Here is a 20,255-nt window from a genome sequence, read left to right on the forward strand (position 1 = left end):
ATAGGGTAGGCTGCATTTATTCTGTGATATTCTGTGATTTCTGTGGGAAATAAAATGGCTGCTGGCTTCAGGCTGCTGGCTGCTATACGCGGAGTGCTATAGGGTAGGCTGCATTTATTCTGTGATATTCTGTGATTTCTGTGGGAAATAAAATAGCTGCTGGCTGCCAGGCGCGGTGTACTAGAGGGTTGGTGTGTATTTATTCTGTGATATTCTGCGAGTTCTGTGGGAAATTTTCCTGTATTTAATCTTAAATTGATCTCATCATTTCACTACAACCCAAGCTGATATCTGCACCGTATGAAACAATATATACTTGCTCTCGATCAGGGCACTACCAGTTCGCGCGCTATTGTCTTTGATCAGGAAGGAACCATTCAATCCGTAGCACAAAAAGAATTTCAACAAATCTTTCCCAAACCCGGTTGGGTAGAACATGATCCTAATGAGATATGGGCCTCGCAGGCTGGCGTAGCCGCAGAAGCGATTGCCAAGATTGGCATTAACGGAAAATACCTCGCAGCGATTGGCATCACCAACCAGCGTGAAACTACCATTGTGTGGGATCGTGAAACAAGCCAGCCGCTATATAATGCTATTGTATGGCAGGATCGCAGAACCTCGGCATACTGCGATGAACTAAAGGCTCAAGGTCTGTCGGAAACCATCAAACAAAAAACAGGACTGTTCATCGATGCCTATTTCTCGGCTTCGAAGATAAAATGGATATTGGATAACGTAGCCGGTGCACGTGCCAAAGCCGAGCAGGGTAAACTCGCATTTGGTACGGTAGATACCTGGCTTACCTGGAAACTTACCAATGGCAAAGTACATGTTACGGATGTGACCAACGCCAGTCGCACGATGATTTTTAATATACATACTTTGTCGTGGGACAAAGAGTTACTGAAGATCTTTACCATACCGGAGAGTATGTTGCCGGAAGTACGTTCGTGCAGTGAAGTATATGGTGAGACGGGCACTACACTTTTTGCCAGCAAAGTACCGATTGCCGGTATAGCGGGCGATCAGCAGGCAGCCTTATTCGGGCAGGCATGCTTTGAGCCAGGCATGATTAAAAACACATACGGTACGGGTTGCTTTATTGTGGCTAACATCGGTAACAAACCCGTGGTGACGAAAGATTTACTTACCACAATAGGTTGGAAGATTGGCAATGATGTGACCTATGCCGTAGAGGGATCTATATTTATAGGCGGTGCGATAATTCAATGGCTTCGCGATGGATTGGAATTATTCCCCACATCTGCACAAGTAGAGAAGCTGGCACAAAAAGTAGAAGATTCCGGTGGAGTATATTTAGTGCCCGCACTCTCCGGACTCGGAGCACCACACTGGGACCCTTATGCGCGCGGCCTGATCATCGGGCTTACGCGTGGCACTACCAAAGCGCATATCAGCCGGGCTGCACTGGATGCTATTACGTTTGATGTAAAGAGCATTACCGATTGTATACAGGAAGAAGCCAATATAGCGTTGAAAGAACTGCGCGTAGACGGTGGCGCATCCGTCAACAATATGTTGATGCAATTGCAGTCGGATGTGATGGATAAGATTGTAGTACGGCCAAAGATTACTGAGACTACAGCGCTGGGAGCTGCTTATCTGGCAGGGCTTGCTACCGGATATTGGAGCGGGCTTGGTGAAATTAAAAAGTACTGGCAGGAAGACAAGCGCTTTACTCCCGGCAGTAACAAAGAGAAACAACAGAAACAGTATCGCACCTGGAAGCGTGCCGTAGAGCGAGCCAAAGGGTGGGCGAATGAGGAGTAAGATTTATAGAAGAATTAATTATAAAGGGTATACCTATATAGCATGCAACGATCGGCCATGATAGACGCACTCCGCCAGCAGGGAGCCACACCGTGGGATGTGCTGATCATCGGCGGAGGCGCCACCGGTTTGGGGGCTGCTGTAGAAGCTGCATCACGCGGGTATAAAACATTGCTGTTAGAGCAACACGACTTTGCAAAAGGCACTTCAAGTCGCAGTACAAAACTCATTCACGGAGGTGTTCGCTATTTGCAGCAGGGAGATATAGGTCTGGTACTCGAAGCCTTGCACGAGCGTGGATTGTTGCGACAGAACGCACCTCACCTCGTGCGCAATCAACAGTTTATTATACCGAATTACGAATGGTGGAATGGTCCGTTCTATACCATCGGTATGAAAGTATATGATATGATGGCCGGATCATTGGGACTTGGTCCATCGGAACATATATCCAAAGAAGAAACCATGCATGCCATCGCCAACCTGAAAGAGGAAGGACTGCGCGGTGGTGTAATATATTACGATGGTCAATTCGATGACTCTCGCCTGGCCATAAACCTGGCACAGACTGCCGTGAATCATGAAGGTGTTGTTATTAACTATATGCCTGTTACAGCATTAGTGAAAGATGAAAAAGAATCGGTAACCGGTGTGATAGCAACCGATATAGAAACGCAGGAGCAGTATACTATATATGCCAAAGCCATTGTGAATTGCACGGGTGTATTTGCCGATACTATTCTGAAAATGGATGATCCTGAAGCAGGCAGATCCATTATGCCGAGCCAGGGTGTGCACATCGTATTGAACCGCGAATTTCTGCAAGGTGATGCCGCCATCATGATCCCGAAAACATCGGACGGCCGCGTGTTGTTTGCAGTGCCCTGGCATGATAAAGTAGTGGTAGGCACTACCGATACGCTGGTGCAAACGGAAAGCCTGGAGCCGCGCGCATTGGAAGAAGAGATTGATTTTATATTAAGCACAGCAAGCCTATACCTGACACGAAAGCCAACGCGCCACGATGTGAAGAGTATATTTGCCGGATTGCGCCCGCTCACCGCTTCAACCAATAATGGCAAACAAACAAAAGATATATCACGCAGTCATAAAATATTCGTGTCACTATCCGGATTGATTACTGTAGTAGGCGGTAAGTGGACTACCTATCGCAAGATGGGAGAAGATACGATTGATCGCGCGGTGATGGTTGGAAATTTACCCGAGCGAAGTTCGGTCACGAAGCAATTGCCGATTCACGGGGCGGCTGAACCGGTAAGGCTTGATGATCCGCTATATTTCTATGGCGGCGATAAAAAATATATAGAAGCACTCATCGCGGAGCGGTCTGTATTGGCTGAAAAAATCCATCCGGACCTGAGCATCATACAAGCCGAAGTAGTGTGGGCAGCGCAATCGGAAATGGCACGCACGGTAGAAGATGTACTGGCCCGCAGAACACGCGCGCTCTTTCTGGATGCCGCTGCAAGTATTGAAATGGCGCCTGTAGTGGCACGTCTCCTGGCAGAAACACTAGGCCACGATGAAGCCTGGCAACACGCGCAAATACAAGCATTTACACAGCTTGCCGATGGCTATAGACTGGCATGAGTAACGAATACGTAATCTTTCTGTATAGTATAAAGATTAGTGCTTAATATTGTGCTGTAATTCTATAAATGCACATGAGCGCAAAGGCCTTTATATTCGACCTCAACGGTACCATGATTGATGACATGCATTATCACTTACAGATATGGCATGATGTATTAACCAACGACCTGGGCGCCAAGCTGAGTATTGAAGAGACAAGAAGCCAGATGTATGGCAAGAATGATGAACTGCTTGCCCGCGTATTTGGTGAGGGCCACTTTACACCTGCTGAAATAGAAGAAATCTCCCAACGCAAAGAAGATAAATACCAGGCACTGTATCGCCCTCACCTCGATCTGTTGCCAGGCTTATTCGACTTTTTAGAGAATGCCCACCAGGCGGGTATACGGCTCGCCATTGGTTCAGCCGCCATTCCCTATAACATCAACTTCGTGCTCGATAACCTGAACATTCGCCATTACTTCAACGTAATCGTAAGTGCGCACGATGTGTTGCAAAGTAAACCGCACCCCGAAGTGTTTCTGAAAGCTGCTGAGCTGTTAGGCGTACATCCCGACAACTGTACGGTGTTTGAAGATGCTCCCAAAGGTGTGGAAGCTGCCGAGAATGCAGGCATGCAAAGCGTTGTATTAACCACCATGCATACGCCCGAAGAGTTTCAACGCTATAGCAACATCATGCTCTATACGAAAGATTATAAGAATCCTTTGTTGAAGGAGCTGATTTAGCTAGACCGGCTATACTTGCTTTCCGACTGGATTTAATTTTTTACAATGCGATTTAACGGCGGCCAGCATTTTCTTGGCATGCTTTGCGTTTTGCTCGCTTACCACATATTCATTATAACGGGCCGTCATGCAGTTTTCAAGCAGCCATCGGTAAGCTCCGCCACATTTCATATTTTTATGAACCAATTGTTTTAAGATCTCGTGTTTCTCGCCTCCTTTCCCTGATTTCTTGAGGTAACTTTCAAAATCTTCAAACTTTCCAATGCCTGGTAAATTCAGTGGGAACATCTCGAACTTTACAAAGTTAAGGGCTGCATAGAATGCGGTGGTTACCACCCAGTCGTTATACTTTTTTGTTTCCAATAGAAAATCGCATAATTCTTCATTATGCTCTGCATGAGCTTTGCGCATAGAAATTAAAATGATACGTAACGTTTAGGAGTTTTGCTTCGAAGGAGAAGCCTGAAATATATAGCCATCAGACTCCAGGAGTCCGCGGTTAAACTTTTTGCCCGCAATGGCAAATGTGAAGTTAATGGTATAAAATTCTTCGGAAACAGTTTCTTCAATAGAGGATATATAGTTATATACATCTGAGATCACATCACTTAGAAAATCTTCCTCTGATAATGTGATCAGAACACTCATTCTATCGAAAGAGCTAAGTTTCAAATAAGCCGACAATGCAGTTAATCCCTGCTCCCGAATGTACTGAACAACCACAGATGTATGAGCGGAAGCTTTCTTCACGTTAGCCTCAAGCTGCTGAATGAGAACTTTTTGATGTTGTTGAAGTCCTTCACTCTTTCCTCTTAGGTATGCATCAATAACCGCATCAGCCGAGTATAGCTTTTTGCGCTCAGCCGTTATCTTCCAGGAATTGATATTGAAATTTTTACTAACCACAGTCTCCATAACAAATCAGAACCTCACTCAATTAACATACAACCGTAAAACACAATGTTAATAAAAAACGCACAGAATGTAAGCACTGATGCAGAATAGTCCTAATCAGAAAATCGTGATTTCATCATCCCGCTGTCAGACTCAGGTTTGCTATATTTCACCGAAATTCATTTTTATTAATTTTAAATGTTTTTTATACACTTATAAAAATTATTGTATCTTAGCAGCCATTCAAACGATTGATTACTGGATTTTTATGGGTAAGGGATATGTTATCGGAGTGGATTATGGAACAGATTCCGTTCGCTCTATTATTGTAGATGCTTCATCGGGAGCAGAGGTAGCTTCCTCTGTATTTTATTATCCGCGGTGGCGCGATGGATTGTTCTGCAATCCGGCAAAAAATCAGTTTCGCCAGCATCCGAAAGATTATATAGAAGGTCTTGAAACAACAATCAAACAATGCCTGCAGCAGGCTGGTGCTTCGGTGCGCAGCGCAGTAAAAGGTATAGCTGTTGATACAACGGGCTCTACGCCGGTAGCCGTAGATAAAAGCGGAACACCGCTGGCACTTCTGCCGGAGTTTGAAAATAACCCCAACGCCATGTTCGTGCTTTGGAAAGATCATACATCTACCAAAGAGGCGGCTGAAATCAACGCACACGCGGAGAAATTTGATGTAAACTATCTGCAATATGTAGGCGGTATATATTCATCCGAATGGTTCTGGGCTAAATTACTGCACGTGCTGCGCGAAGACGAAGCTGTACGCAGAGCGTGTTACTCCTGGGTAGAGCATTGCGACTGGGTTCCTTATTTACTCACCGGCGGCAACGATGTGCACGCGCTTAAGCGTGGTGTGTGTTCTGCAGGACATAAAGCATTATGGTCAGCCGAGTTTAACGGTTTACCTCCCGATGAGTTTTTCAGCTCACTCGATCCGCTGCTCAAAGGATATACTTCAAGATTATTTAAAGACACGTATACCTCTGATAAACCTGCAGGCAAGCTCAGCAAAGAATGGGCCGAACGATTAGGGCTTTCATCAGATGTAGTTATAGGTATAGGGGCTTTCGATTGCCACATGGGCGCAGTAGGCGGACAGATAGAACCGTATCACCTCAGCAAAGTGATGGGTACTTCCACCTGCGATATGATGGTGGTGCCTGTGCGTGATATGGAAGGTAAACTTGTGCGCGGTATATGCGGACAGGTAAACGGATCAATCATTCCGGGTATGATTGGATTGGAAGCAGGTCAGTCAGCTTTTGGCGATACGTATGCATGGTTCCGGAATATACTGGCGTGGCCTTTGGAGAATTTGCTGAAGTCATCTGCACTAATCACACCCGATATAGCCGAGAAATTAAAAGGCGAACTGATCGACAAGATCATTCCTGAACTTACCCGTCAGGCGGCAGCATTGCCATTGGACGAACATAATGAGCTGGCCATCGACTGGCTTAATGGAAGAAGAACTCCGGACGCAAATCAATTATTGAAAGGTGCTATAACTGGATTGAGCCTCGGCACGGATGCACCGCGCTTATTCAAGGCCTGGGTAGAAGCAACCTGTTTTGGCGCAAAAGCCATTGTAGATCGCTTTAACAAAGAAGGTGTTCCTGTGAAAGGGTTGATAGGCCTTGGAGGTGTTGCCCGAAAATCGCCCTATATTATGCAGGTGATGGCCGATGTGATGAACATGCCAATCCGCATTCATAAATCAGAACAGACTTGTGCTGCAGGTGCTGCGATGTTTGCAGCTACGGCCACAGGTATATATCCTAACGTAGAAGAAGCGATGAATGCCATGGGGCAAGGCTTCGATGCAGAATATACTCCGAATGCATCCACACATGCTATCTATAGCAAACGCTATAAACAATACCTGGAGACTGGACACCAACTTGAAAAGAACGCCTGACGCACGATCCTCTCCGTAATTCCTAACATCGATTTTCAATGTCCAACTACGACCATATAAAACAATCTGCCTACGAGGCCAACATGCAGTTACCGAAGCTGGGATTGGTAATTTTTACTTTCGGAAACGTAAGTGCTGCCGATCGTGCTGCCGGTGTATTTGCCATTAAACCCAGCGGTGTTCCGTATGAAGAACTGTCGCCCGAGAAAATGGTGATTGTAGATTTCGATGGCAAAACGGTGGAAGGAAAACTTCGCCCGTCATCCGATACAAAAACACATGCCGTGCTTTACAAGCATTGGGAGAAGATCGGAGGCATTGTACATACACACTCTACCTATGCTACGGCGTGGGCACAGTCGCAGCGCGATATACCTATATTCGGAACAACGCATGCCGATCATAATACCGTAGATATACCGTGCGCTCCACCGATGAGCGATGAGATGATTAAGGGTGATTATGAATATGAAACCGGTTTTCAGATCATGAATTGCCTCAAAGATCGGAAGCTGAGTTATGAAGAGATTGAGATGATACTTGTGGGCAACCATGCACCGTTCACCTGGGGTAAAACACCCGAGAAGGCCGTATATAACAGTGCCGTGCTGGAAGCAGTAGCGCAGATGGCTTTGCTTACGGAGCAGATAAACCCGAAAGCACCACGACTGAAAGACGCGCTCATCAAGAAACATTTCGAGCGCAAGCATGGGCCCGATTCCTATTATGGACAGAACTAAAATTATAGAGTATATAAATAATGTGTCGAAGATTATGAAGAAGCTGATTCTGTTTCTGCTATGCCTGTCAGTATCAACCGCATATGCCCAGCATCGCGACTACCCGATACAGGGCGTTCCATTCACGCAAGTGAAACTGACTGATAATTTTTGGTTGCCACGCATAAAAACCAACCATACCGTAACCATACCAGCTTCTTTCGAGCGATGCGAAAACACCGGCCGCGTAAAGAACTTCGAGATGGCAGCGGCCAAAAGCGGAAAGTTCTGCACAGTATATCCGTTCGATGACACCGATATATACAAGACAATTGAGGGAGCTTCATTCTCACTGTCGCTTTATCCCGATAAAAAACTGGAACTATACATCGATACACTTATCACCAAGATAGCAGCGGCACAGGAGCCTGATGGTTATTTATATACTGCACGTACCATTAATCCGCAGGAACCACATGTGTGGGCTGGTAAAGAACGCTGGGAGCGTGAGCGTGAACTGAGCCACGAACTCTATAATTCCGGTCACCTCTACGAAGCGGCTGCTGCTCATTATCAGGCTACCGGCAAACGCAACCTGCTTGATATAGCATTGCGCAACGCAGATCTTGTTTGTTCTGTGTTTGGCCCGGATAAAAAACACGTGGCACCGGGCCATGAAGTTGTGGAGATGGGCCTTGTGAAGTTATACCGCATCACCGGTAAGAAAGAGTATTTACAAACTGCGAAATATTTTATTGAAGAACGCGGCCACTATAACGGCTATGATTCCAAGAGTAAAGATCCATGGAAGAACGGCGCCTATTGGCAAGACCATAAACCGGTTGTGGAACAGACGGAGGCTACGGGCCATGCGGTGCGTGCCGGGTATCTGTATGCCGCCATGGCAGATATAGCAGCACTCACAGACGATAAAGCTTTTCTCGCAGCCATCGATTCGATCTGGAACAATGTAGTTACTAAAAAGATATATGTACAAGGTAGCATTGGTGCCGTAGGCGATGGCGAGCGCTTCGGTGAAAATTATGAATTGCCTAACGCAACCGCTTATAATGAAACGTGTGCAGCCATTGCAAATGTATACTGGAACCACCGTATGTTCCTGTTGCATGGTGATTCGAAATATATTGATATACTGGAAAAGACACTATACAATGGCTTGATCTCCGGAGTAGGTATGGATGGTAAATCATTCTTCTATACCAATGCTATGGAGATAAAAAATAGTGCGAAGCAAAACGGTTCTGAAGATCAGCGTTCGGGCTGGTTCACTTGCTCATGCTGCCCTACCAACGTTACACGCCTTATTCCTTCTGTGCCGGGGTATGTCTATGCACAGAAAGGCAACGATGTATATGTGAACTTATTTATCAGCGGTACATCTACACTGAGTGTAAATACGAAATCTGTACAGATCGAACAGAAGAACAATTATCCATGGGATGGAAAATTACTTTTCACAATATCACCGAAGGGAACACAGGCCTTTAACCTCCTGGTGCGTATACCGGGTTGGGCGCAAGGCCAGGCTATGCCTTCTGATCTGTATACATTTACCAACACTTCTGCAGCAAAAGCTACGATTACGATCAATGGCAAACCTGAAAATTATACTGTGCAGAACGGTTACGCAGTATTGAGCCGCAAGTGGAAGAAAGGAGATGTAGTAGAAGTAAACCTGCCGATGGAAATCAAACAGGTAGCGGCCAACAGGAAAGTGCAGGACGATATTGGTAAAGTTGCTTTGCAGCGCGGTCCGCTTATGTACTGTGCTGAGTGGCCTGATAACAACGGATTAACGAGCAACCTCGTGCTGCCAGTGGGAACAACATTCAGCCCGGAGTATAAAACAGACTTACTGAATGGTGTAACCGTGCTGAAAGGGGAAGCCACAGCATTGAAAGTAAATCCCCAACACAATTCGGTATCTACTGTAAAACAGAATTTCATCGCTATACCTTATTATGCATGGGCGCACCGCGGGGCTGGCGAAATGGAAGTGTGGTTCCCCACAACCATTACCTCTGTGGATATTATCTCAAAATAGAATTCAAAAACATAAAGCATAAAACAACTACGTCAATGACCGATTTGAAGAAACTCGAAGTATGGTTCGTTACCGGCAGCCAGCATTTATATGGTGAAGAAACATTGAAGCAGGTAGCCGATCACTCACAGCAGATTGCGCGTGAACTCGATGCATCATCTGCTATACCGGTAAAAGTAATTTTCAAGCCAGTGTTAAAAACACCGGAAGAGATATACCACCTCTGCCAGGAAGTAAACAATGCGAAGAACTGTATCGGTATCATTGCGTGGATGCATACCTTTTCACCTGCCAAAATGTGGATTGGTGGCTTGAAGATATTGCAGAAGCCGCTGCTGCACCTGCATACACAATTTAACCGTGATATACCGTGGAAAGATATAGACATGGATTTCATGAACCTGAACCAGAGCGCTCATGGCGACCGCGAGTTTGGTTTCATCATGTCGCGCATGCGCCTGGAGCGCAAAGTTGTAGTAGGGCATTGGCAGGATAAAGGTGTACAGGAGCGTTTGAATGTATGGTTGCGTGCTGCCAGTGGCTGGAACGACCTGCAGGGCGCCAGGTTCTGCCGGTTTGGTGATAACATGCGCCAGGTTGCCGTAACAGAAGGTGATAAAGTAGAAGCCGAAATACGTTTCGGTTATTCTGTGAACGGCTATGGTATAGGCGATCTCGTAAAAGTGGTCAATGCTGTTACCGATGACGAGATCACCAAACTCGCCAGCGAATACGAACAGAAATATACTTTACAGGCATCCTTACGCAAAGGTGGTGATAAACATACTTCGCTTCGCGAAGCTGCCAGGATAGAGATTGGCTTACGCGCCTTTTTGCAACAGGGAAATTTTAAAGGCTTTACCGATACATTCGAAGACCTGAATGGTCTCGTGCAACTTCCCGGCATAGCCGTGCAGCGCCTGATGGCAGAAGGCTATGGCTTTGGTGCAGAAGGCGACTGGAAGACGGCTGCCCTGGTGCGTGCCATGAAAGTAATGGGCAGTGGCCTGAAAGGTGGTAACTCCTTCATGGAAGATTATACCTATCACTTTGATCCATCAAACCAAATGGTGCTTGGTGCACACATGCTCGAGATATGCGAGTCAATTGCTGATGGTAAACCTTCCTGTGAAGTACATCCGCTGGGTATAGGTGGTAAAGCTGATCCTGTGCGACTGGTATTTAACAGCGCGCCGGGTGCTGCATTGAATGCATCGGTAATTGATATGGGTAATCGCTTTCGCCTGCTCGTGAATGAAGTAGAAGCCGTTGCGCCATTGCAAGACCTTCCCAAGCTTCCCGTAGCACGCGTACTCTGGAAACCGTATCCGGATATGTTAACCGGTTGCGCTGCGTGGATACTGGCAGGTGGTGCACACCACACTTGCTATAGCCAGAATCTGACTTCCGAACACCTGCAGGATTTTGCAGAAATGGCCGGCATTGAATATGTACTCATCGGTAAACAAACCAATTTATACCAGTTCAAAAACGAATTGCGCTGGAACGAAATATACTATAAATAGTTGCTGGCTGCGAGTTGCTAGCTGCCGGATGTGTGTGAGTGCGTGGTGTGTGTGGCTTTTACTTACGCTTTAAATGCAAAGTAAAGTATAAAGTAGCATACGTTACTGCAGTCAGCACCTCCGGCACTGGTAGCCAGAAGCCTGCCGCCAGTATAAACATTGAACCTTAAACCTTGATCTTTTTCCTATGAACCAATCACTTGTATTTTCCGATTACCTCGTGTTTGTTATATACTTCATCATTGTGGCGGGGTATGGGTATTGGGTTTATAAGCGAAAGAAGAAGGCCGTAACGGATACAAAGGATTTCTTCCTGGCTGAAGGTTCGCTTACATGGTGGGCTATTGGTGCCTCGCTGATCGCTTCGAATATATCGGCTGAGCAATTCATCGGTATGAGCGGTGAAGGGTATTTTGTAGGCATAGCCGTAGCAGCCTACGAATGGATTGCGGCCATTGCGTTAATCATAATCGCGGTGTGGTTTATACCGATCTACCTCAAGAATAAGATCTATACCATGCCACAGTTTCTGAAGACGCGCTACAACGAAACAGTAGCGCTCATCATGGCGGTGTTCTGGTTGTTCCTGTACATTTTCGTAAACCTCACCTCTATACTCTATTTAGGAGCCGTTGCCATTAACGGATTGGTAGGAGGAGAGTCACTACATATACTCATGATTGGTCTGGCTATATTTGCACTCGTGATCACACTAGGCGGTATGAAAGTAATCGGCTATACCGATGTAATTCAGGTAGGTGTGCTCATTATTGGTGGACTGGCTACAATATACCTGGCACTTACCATTGTGAGCGAAAAGTTCGGATTAGGCTCAAGCGCCATAGCCGGTTTCAAAGTATTGATGCAAAATGCGCCCGACCATTTTCACATGATCCTGGCCAAGCCGGGGCCTGATGCTCCGCAGGAGTATATCAATAAATATTTAGTGTTGCCGGGCATTGCCATGTACTTTGCCGGGCAGTGGATTGTGAACCTCAACTACTGGGGCTGCAATCAATACATCACACAACGCGCCCTGGGTGCCGATCTGCAAACAGCACGCACCGGTATATTGTTCGCCGGTTTTATCAAGCTCATGATGCCGGTGATTGTCATGTTGCCCGGTATTGCAGCGTATGTTTTGTATAAGAACGGTTATCTGCCACAACTTGCCGGCGGAAGTAAAGATGGCGCTTACTCCGCTATACTTGGTTTCTTACCGAGCGGCCTGAAAGGTCTTTCCATTGCTGCACTCACCGCTGCTATTGTGGCTTCGCTGGCGGGTAAGCTCAACAGTATATCCACCATCTTTACGTTGGATGTATACAAGAAGTATTTCAAGACTTCAGCAGATGAAGCCAACATGGTGTGGGTTGGTCGCGTTACAGTGTTTGCATCGATGATCCTGGCACTGATCTTCACATGGGAAGATCTGCTCGGTATAGGTGGTGAAGGCGGATTTACCTTTATCCAGAAATATACCGGCTACATCAGTCCGGGTGTGTTTGCCATGTTTATACTAGGTATGTTCTGGAAACGTACTACCGGAGCGGCTGCCATTGCCGGTGTGATTACAGGTTTTGCGCTCTCGGTTTTCTTCAACCAGTTCGCGCCGGCCGTGTTTGGTAATGAAACAATCTTCTATACCGCGTATCCCAATGGAAAAGGCGGCTATGAAATTCCTTTCCTGATCTGTATGGGATTGTCGTTCTTCTTCACCATGGTGGTGATGATCGTGATGAGCCTGACAGGCCCGAAAGTAAATCCGAAATCATTCGCGATAGACCGCGAGATGTTCAAAGTAAAGTCGTCAACGCTCGTGTTAATCATTATGACGATTGTGGTTTTGACGGCTTTGTATGTTAAGTTCTGGTAATATTGTAAAATACTACGGCCCTTTAGCGTTCAGGCATGGATATTAATAAATATAAAAGTCACGATCGCATACTGGTTGCTGTAGATTGCATCATCTTTGGTTTTGATGGTCAGCAGTTGAAAGCACTTTTAATAAAACGTGGCTTCGATCCTGAGCGCGGCAAATGGTCATTGATGGGGGGCTTTGTAAGTCCGGATGAAAGCACCGATGAAGCTGCTGCCCGCGTATTGCACCAGCTCACCGGCCTCAACAATGTATACATGGAACAGTTGCATTGCTTCAGCGGAGTAAACCGCGATGTAGCAGGTCGTGTAATTTCAGTAGCATACTTTGCTCTTATCAATATAGCAGACTATAGCGAGCAGTTGCAATCCGATCATGAAGCACGCTGGTTCCAACTCAACAAGATCCCTGACCTGATCTTCGATCATAAAGAAATGGTAGCACTTGCCAAAGAACGCCTTCGTCAGAAAGTGGCTAACCATCCGATAGGCTTCGAACTGCTTCCGGAGAAATTTACCCTGCCATCTTTGCAGAATCTCTATGAAGCTATATATGAGGAGCCGCTCGACAAGCGGAACTTCACACGTAAAATTCTTTCCCTTGGCATCCTCAATAAACTCGATGAGAAGGAAAAAGAATCATCGCGCAAAGGCGCTTTCTACTATGTGTTCGACAAGAATAAATATGGCAAGCTGCGCCAGGAAGGTGTGAAGTTCATCTGATTGTCCAAACGCGTAATTCCACTTTCGGCCAGATCCCTTTGGATCAATTATTTAATTCTGTACCTATTTCAAACGTTGTAAAAAGATAAGTGTAAATGATACGTTTTTAACGGATTGAGTGTAAATTGGCTCTGTCAAAAGTTCAATTAAACTTAAACCGGATAATGAAAAAGTATGTAGCCCTGTCTTGTTTAGCAGTACTGATTACTTTCAGTATAAGCTATAGTCAGTCGGAAGTAAAGCTTAGTCTTCAACCTGCTAATCCGCAGCTTGTCATCAACAAACATATTTATGGACATTTTGCTGAACACCTGGGCCACTGTATATATGGTGGTTTTTATGTAGGTGAGAACAATGCAAAGATTCCGAATAAAAACGGTGTTCGTTTGGATATAGTGGATGCTTTGAAGAAACTAAAGATACCCAACCTGCGCTGGCCAGGCGGATGTTTTGCCGATACCTACCATTGGAAAGATGGTATAGGCCCGAAAGATAAACGCCCAGCTATTGTAAACCGCTGGTGGGGTGGTGTTACGGAAGATAACAGCTTTGGTACACACGACTTTCTGAACATGTGCGAGCTCATTGGCACAGAGCCTTATCTCGCAGCCAATGTAGGCAGTGGCACAGTGGAGGATCTGACAGACTGGGTGCAGTATGTAAATTTTGATGGCGTAAGCCCCATGTCGAAGCTGCGTGCCGAGAACGGAAGAGAGAAACCGTGGAAAGTAAAATTCTGGGGCGTAGGAAATGAAGCGTGGGGATGCGGTGGCAATATGCGCCCAGAGTACTATGCAAATATATACCGCCAGTATTCAACCTTTATGCCCGACTTGTCAGGCACCGATCACCTGTTCCGAATCGCTTCCGGTGCCAGCTCATCAGACTATAACTGGACAGAAGTTTTGATGCGCGATATACCGAATCACATGATGTCGGGACTGGCGATGCATCATTACTCAGTGATCAACTGGGATCATAAAGGCCCTGCTACCAACTTTTCGGAAGAGCAATACTTTGCCATCATGAAGCAAGCGCTTTTCATGGATGAGCTTATCACCAAGCATTCAGCTATCATGGATAAATATGATCCACAGAAACGCGTAGCCCTTGTAGTAGATGAGTGGGGTGGATGGTATGATGTAGAGCCTGGTACCAATCCTGGTTTCCTCTATCAGCAGAACACCATGCGCGATGCCATGATTGCCGGCAGCACCCTGAATATATTCCACAAGCATTGCGAGCGCGTGCGCATGGCGAATCTTGCGCAGGTGGTTAACGTATTGCAGTCCGTAATTCTGACCAACGAAGAGAAAATGATTCTCACACCAACGTACCACGTACTCGAAATGTATAACGTGCACCAGGATGCCACGCTGCTGCCGCTGGAATTGAAGACCACAGACTATACTTTCGGCTCTGATAAATTACCCGCTATATCTGCATCTGCATCCAAGGATAAAAATGGCGTAGTGCATATTTCACTGGTAAATATAGATCCGAAAAAAGCGCAGGATATTACCATTACGCTCGATGGCAAGGCTACTGGTGTAACCGGAAGAATACTGGCATCGTCTTCCATGACGGATCATAACACCTTCGAGAATCCTGAAAAGGTAAAGCCTGTGGCATTTAAAGGTGCACAATTAAAAGGCAGCAATCTTCAGGTAAAATTGCCGGCTTGCTCCGTAGTAGTACTTGAGCTAAAATAAGTTTGTGTGAAATTCTCTTTTATTAAAAGTATAGGGCTGCTCACAGCAATGAGTGCAGCAGTATTCAGTCACGCTATAGCACAATCTACGGTGCTCACGGTGAATGCAGAAAAACCGGGTGCTGCTATACAGCCAACCATGTGGGGCATCTTCTTTGAAGATATAAACTTCGCAGCCGATGGCGGTATATATGCCGAACTGGTGAAGAACCGTTCGTTCGAATTTACCCAGCCGCTCATGGGCTGGAAAGATGAAAGTAAAGATGGTGCAAAAGGTGCTATACTTATTGTCAACGAGCAGGCTACAAGACCATCCAATCCTCGCTATGCTCATATCTCATGGAATGCCGCGCAGGGAACGTATACACTTACCAATGAAGGATTCAGAGGCATGGGTATACGGAAAGATATACAGTATAATTTTTCTGTGTGGGCAAAAGCTCCGGAAGGCGATGTGAAACTGAAACTCGAATTGCTGAATGCCAGCGGTGCGAGCATCGGAGGAACCGCTGTTACCATTAGCGGCAGCGACTGGAAGAAACATACGGCATCGTTCAAAGCTTCTGCCACCGAACCGAAAGGTAAACTGCGCATCACATTCGAAGGTAAAGGAACGTTGGATGCCGACATGATCTCCCTTTTCCCCGCCGATACCTGGAAGAACAGACCGGAAGGATTGCGTGCCGACCTGGTGCAATGGCTTGCTGATCTGAAGCCTGGTTTTATACGCTTCCCCGGCGGATGTATTGTGGAAGGATATGAGCTGGCCACACGGTATCAGTGGAAGAAAACCGTAGGCAATGTGGAAGACCGTCAGTTGATTATCAACCGCTGGAATACCGAGTTCAAGCATCGCCCTGCACCCGATTACTTTCAGAGCTTTGGCCTTGGCTTCTTTGAATACTTCCAACTCGCCGAAGATATAGGGGCAGAGCCGCTGCCGATCATCAACTGTGGCATGGCTTGTCAGTTCAACTCTTCTGAAGTGGTGCCGCTCGATCAACTTGATCCATATTTGCAAGACGCACTCGACCTGATCGAATTTGCCAACGGAGGCACCGATACCCGGTGGGGCAAGCTTCGTGCAGACATGGGGCATCCCGCGCCATTCAATATGAAGATGATGGGTGTGGGCAATGAACAATGGGGTGAGCAATATATAGATCGCCTGAAAGTTTTTGCAAAAACTATTAAAGCGAAGTACCCGCAGATAAAACTGATTACCAGTGCCGGACCTTTTCCGGATGGAGAATTGTTCGATTACCTCAATCCACAGCTAAGAGATTTGCATATCGATTTTATTGATGAGCATTACTACCGTTCGCCGGAATGGTTCTTAACGAATGCCAAACGTTATGATAGCTATGATCGCAACGGACCGAAGATCTTTGCAGGCGAATATGCAGGACACACACAACGCAAAGTTGATCCCGACAAGAAGAATAACTGGGAGAGTGCCCTCGCAGAAGCAGCTTTTATGACGGGCCTCGAACGCAATGCAGATATAGTACAGATGGCATCATACGCACCGCTGTTCGCACATGTGGAAGGATGGCAGTGGGCACCGGATCTGATCTGGTTTGATAATGTGCAATCTTTCGGTACGCCAAACTACTATGTGCAGAAATTGTTCTCCACCAACAGAGGTACTCATATAATTCCGGTTACGGCTGCTAATAAACCGCTGGCAGGAGAGAACGGTATATATGCTTCAGCTGTGATGGATAGCAAAACCAGGGAGGTAATCATCAAAGTAGTGAACACGGGTGAAAAAGAAGCAACCGTAGATATACGGGTATCGGGTGCAAAGAATGTTTCTGCAGCAGGTACGCTTTCGGTATTGAAAAGTGCAAGCCCGGAAGATATCAACACACTGGATGATCCTTTCCATATAAAGCCAACCGAACAGGCGATCAGTTTGAAGAGTAGGAAACTGAAAACTGTACTGCCGGCTGCATCGGTTACGGTTATTAGGGTGAAAGCATTATAGTCATGCGCAGCTTGCATGCGCAGTACATCCGCGTACACGACCTGCTGATGATCAGACAAGAAAATACCCATTCCCTGTTTTGTACAGGAATGGGTATTTCTGTTTTTTCTTCTACCAATAAAAAGAACTGGCAGCGACTAAGCCGGTGTTTTGATGCACCATCTGCAAGCAGTGCCCGGTTTCAAAGGATATATTTTTTATGCCTGGTATATCCTTTTATGGCTGGCCGCGATCGTACCATGCTATAGCTTGGAAATATATAGTTAGTATTCGTATCGCTTCACGCGCGGATCATTTTTAAGAAATTCGTTAAGCCCATCAAAGTTTTTTACTCCCCCGAATGCTTCATAAATAAGTATATAACTCTCTTCATTTTTCATATAGCGATCCTGCAGAAAGCGAAGCTTGTGTTTTATAAAGGTAGCTTCCAATTCCTGTATAAAGATGTCGTCTTTCAATAACGTAATGCGATAGGTGCGTGCCTGGTGAAATCGCGTGATTATAAGCTTAACATTTTCAAAAATGGTGAGCACGATAATCACAGCAATCGATCCTGCAGAAGCTATAAAATATTCGCCGGCACCTACAGCCATGCCCAACGCCGCAGCTATCCATATTGTAGTAGCAGTGGTAATGCCGCTAATGGTAAGGGTATCCTTAAAGATTACACCGGCACCCAGAAAGCCAACACCGGTAATGATGTTGGAAGCAATACGATCGGGCGTGGATATAGTGAGTGTTGCGGATATTTCAGTGAAGATCGTAGAGCCGAGGCAGATCATGATCATGGTGCGCAGGCCTGCTGCCTTGCTGCGATATTCGCGTTCGAGACCAATGGCCGAACCAATCACAAACGATAATAGTAATTGCAGCGCGGTTTCGTAATCGGAGTTGATATCGATATGCATAGATGGTGTTAGCAAAAAAAGTATGCCTTCGGAAAAGATCCTAAAAGATCCTAAAAAAATAAGCCCGGTCAAAACTGACCGGGCTTTCTTCCTAAGTATATATAAAAAGAGGTTCTCTGATAATTACATCTTGCGCACTCTGCCGCTGCCGGCAGAATGGCTGTTTAATTTTTTCGGATCGCCTTTGTAGGTTACTGTGCCGCTGCCGGTAATGCTGGCATCAAGCTCTTCCTTTACATTGATCTCTACATCGCCAGAACCGGAAATGCGCACATCGCAGCGGTTGGTTTCCAGATCGGCAGCCAGTATTTTACCCGATCCGGTAATGGATGTTTTAACAACGTTGGCTTTGCCACTCGCCTCAATTTTGCCCGATCCGGATATACCGAGTTCTGCCATGCTATCAATAGTCAATGCTGCATTTACCTTGCCGCTACCGCTTACATCGCTGTTAAAACTTTTGCACTTACCTTTTACAATTACATCGCCAGAGCCCGATACATCTGCTTCCAGTTCGCCGGCAACCTCTACTTCGATCTTCATAGAGCCTGAGCCGCTCACATTCAGATCGAGGTTTTGAGAATGAATACGAGTCTCTGCAATCAGGTCGCCAGAGCCACCCACGCTTAATGCTTCAATGGTAGGCATCGTAATATATACATTGATACGATCGTCATCATCCCAATTCCAGTTCGACCATTTACCTTTTTTACCAATAACAAGCTTGGAGCCTTCTACTTCTGTTTCAATTTCATTCAACAGATCTTTTTTGCCTTCAACCTCTACTTTCATGGCAGTACCTTGACGCAAATACAGTTTACCGGGAACACGAAAAGCTACTTTTGTAAAATCGGACACATTGCGTGTCTCACGGGTTTGTGCGAATACAGACGCACTGGCGAGGAGGATAAACAGGAAGATGGAAATATACTTTTTCATAAATGCTGGGTTATACTTTTGATAGACTACTCCGCTTACGATAAGGTTGCGTATCGGCAGATAAATTTTTTATGCTTTTCTTTGACGCATAATTTTCAATCTGCGTTCCATGCCCGTATTTACCTATCGCACCATCCAGGCGCCTGCAGAAGGTTTTTATAAAGAGAAAGGAAGCAAGTTCCTGGCGTTTGCTTATCCGGTAGATTCGGAGACTATTATTCGTGAGCGATTGGAGGCATTGCGCAAAGAATATTTCGATGCACGCCATCATTGCTATGCGTGGATGTTGGGCCCCGAGCGAAAACACTTTCGTGCGAACGATGATGGCGAACCCAATCATTCCGCGGGCGATCCTATATTAGGGCAGATACGCTCAAAGGAATTAACGAATATACTGATTGTTGTTGTCCGCTATTTTGGTGGTACCAAGCTCGGTGTAGGCGGATTGATCAGTGCCTATAAGATTGCTGCGGAAGATGCCCTGAATCATGCCGTGATGATGGAATGCGAAGTTACGGAGCGAATCGTCATTAAATACGAATATGCATCCACACCGGATGTTATGAAGCTGGTGAAAGATTTCGACCTAAAAATACTGCACCAGGATTTTACTACCGGCTGCACACTTGAAGCGGAGATCAAGATCAAACACCATGAAAACTTTTTTGAAAAAATTACCTTGATGAAAGCGCTGGGTGCATCGCTGGAAGCTGCAACCCTGCCGTTGTGAGATTATTGGAAAGAAAGAACCTCGCCGTTTGCCGGGATCAGTACTTGAAAGACTTTTATCACTATCATTTGCTGGAGATCATCACGCTTAGACAGCAATG

General features: G+C 45.9%; 16 protein-coding genes. 12 read left to right on the forward strand and 4 right to left on the reverse strand.

Annotation, left to right across the window (positions count from 1 at the left end):
- Positions 1-300: 300 nt before the first annotated feature.
- The 3 genes from glpK (at position 301) to V7Q33_RS08035 (ending at position 4,136) form a co-directional block, all read left to right on the forward strand.
- Entirely contained in the window at positions 301-1,794 is a 1,494-nt protein-coding gene (gene glpK / locus V7Q33_RS08025) for a glycerol kinase GlpK (RefSeq protein ID WP_331975839.1), read from the forward strand.
- A 42-nt stretch (positions 1,795-1,836) separates the two neighbouring features.
- The gene (locus tag V7Q33_RS08030) at positions 1,837-3,405 is read left to right on the forward strand and encodes a glycerol-3-phosphate dehydrogenase/oxidase (RefSeq protein ID WP_333819502.1); all 1,569 of its coding nucleotides are present in this window, start codon (positions 1,837-1,839) and stop codon (positions 3,403-3,405) included.
- 68 nt (positions 3,406-3,473) lie between these two features.
- Entirely contained in the window at positions 3,474-4,136 is a 663-nt protein-coding gene (locus V7Q33_RS08035; RefSeq protein ID WP_331975835.1) for an HAD family hydrolase, read from the forward strand.
- A gap of 9 nt (positions 4,137-4,145) precedes the next feature.
- Here the strand turns inward: V7Q33_RS08035 and V7Q33_RS08040 are convergent, their stop codons facing one another.
- Positions 4,146-4,547 (reverse strand): hypothetical protein, encoded by a 402-nt coding sequence (locus V7Q33_RS08040; protein WP_331975833.1) that lies wholly within the window; start codon positions 4,545-4,547, stop codon positions 4,146-4,148.
- A gap of 24 nt (positions 4,548-4,571) precedes the next feature.
- On the reverse strand, positions 4,572-5,051 hold the full coding sequence (locus V7Q33_RS08045; protein WP_333819503.1) for a hypothetical protein: 480 nt from the start codon (positions 5,049-5,051) through the stop codon (positions 4,572-4,574).
- 247 nt (positions 5,052-5,298) lie between these two features.
- On the opposite strand from V7Q33_RS08045, the gene V7Q33_RS08050 reads away from it, so the two are divergent.
- The 8 genes from V7Q33_RS08050 (at position 5,299) to V7Q33_RS08085 (ending at position 17,578) form a co-directional block, all read left to right on the forward strand.
- On the forward strand, positions 5,299-6,966 hold the full coding sequence (locus V7Q33_RS08050; RefSeq protein ID WP_331975829.1) for a ribulokinase: 1,668 nt from the start codon (positions 5,299-5,301) through the stop codon (positions 6,964-6,966).
- Positions 6,967-7,004: 38 nt separating this feature from the next.
- Positions 7,005-7,706: an L-ribulose-5-phosphate 4-epimerase gene (locus V7Q33_RS08055; protein WP_331975827.1), complete on the forward strand. Its 702-nt coding sequence runs from the start codon at positions 7,005-7,007 to the stop codon at positions 7,704-7,706.
- 34 nt (positions 7,707-7,740) lie between these two features.
- Entirely contained in the window at positions 7,741-9,750 is a 2,010-nt protein-coding gene (locus V7Q33_RS08060) for a glycoside hydrolase family 127 protein (RefSeq protein WP_333819504.1), read from the forward strand.
- 35 nt (positions 9,751-9,785) lie between these two features.
- A complete protein-coding gene (gene araA, locus V7Q33_RS08065; RefSeq protein WP_333819505.1) occupies positions 9,786-11,276 on the forward strand; it encodes an L-arabinose isomerase in 1,491 nt (496 codons plus the stop codon).
- 187 nt (positions 11,277-11,463) lie between these two features.
- On the forward strand, positions 11,464-13,152 hold the full coding sequence (locus tag V7Q33_RS08070; RefSeq protein WP_331975822.1) for a sodium:solute symporter family transporter: 1,689 nt from the start codon (positions 11,464-11,466) through the stop codon (positions 13,150-13,152).
- Positions 13,153-13,187: 35 nt separating this feature from the next.
- Positions 13,188-13,877, forward strand: a complete 690-nt coding sequence (locus V7Q33_RS08075) for an NUDIX hydrolase (RefSeq protein ID WP_331975820.1) — start codon at positions 13,188-13,190, stop codon at positions 13,875-13,877.
- A 164-nt stretch (positions 13,878-14,041) separates the two neighbouring features.
- On the forward strand, positions 14,042-15,589 hold the full coding sequence (locus V7Q33_RS08080) for an alpha-N-arabinofuranosidase (protein ID WP_331975818.1): 1,548 nt from the start codon (positions 14,042-14,044) through the stop codon (positions 15,587-15,589).
- 6 nt (positions 15,590-15,595) lie between these two features.
- Positions 15,596-17,578, forward strand: a complete 1,983-nt coding sequence (locus V7Q33_RS08085) for an alpha-L-arabinofuranosidase C-terminal domain-containing protein (RefSeq protein WP_333819506.1) — start codon at positions 15,596-15,598, stop codon at positions 17,576-17,578.
- Between the two features lie 263 nt (positions 17,579-17,841).
- Here the strand turns inward: V7Q33_RS08085 and V7Q33_RS08090 are convergent, their stop codons facing one another.
- Both V7Q33_RS08090 and V7Q33_RS08095 read right to left on the reverse strand, forming a co-directional pair.
- Positions 17,842-18,486, reverse strand: a complete 645-nt coding sequence (locus V7Q33_RS08090; RefSeq protein WP_333819507.1) for an MgtC/SapB family protein — start codon at positions 18,484-18,486, stop codon at positions 17,842-17,844.
- Between the two features lie 123 nt (positions 18,487-18,609).
- Entirely contained in the window at positions 18,610-19,425 is an 816-nt protein-coding gene (locus V7Q33_RS08095) for a head GIN domain-containing protein (RefSeq protein ID WP_333819508.1), read from the reverse strand.
- 109 nt (positions 19,426-19,534) lie between these two features.
- On the opposite strand from V7Q33_RS08095, the gene V7Q33_RS08100 reads away from it, so the two are divergent.
- The gene (locus V7Q33_RS08100; RefSeq protein ID WP_331975810.1) at positions 19,535-20,155 is read left to right on the forward strand and encodes an IMPACT family protein; all 621 of its coding nucleotides are present in this window, start codon (positions 19,535-19,537) and stop codon (positions 20,153-20,155) included.
- Positions 20,156-20,255 lie beyond the last annotated feature (100 nt).

The organism is Ohtaekwangia sp. (genome assembly GCF_036786105.1).
Taxonomy (GTDB): Bacteria; Bacteroidota; Bacteroidia; order Cytophagales; family Cyclobacteriaceae; genus Ohtaekwangia.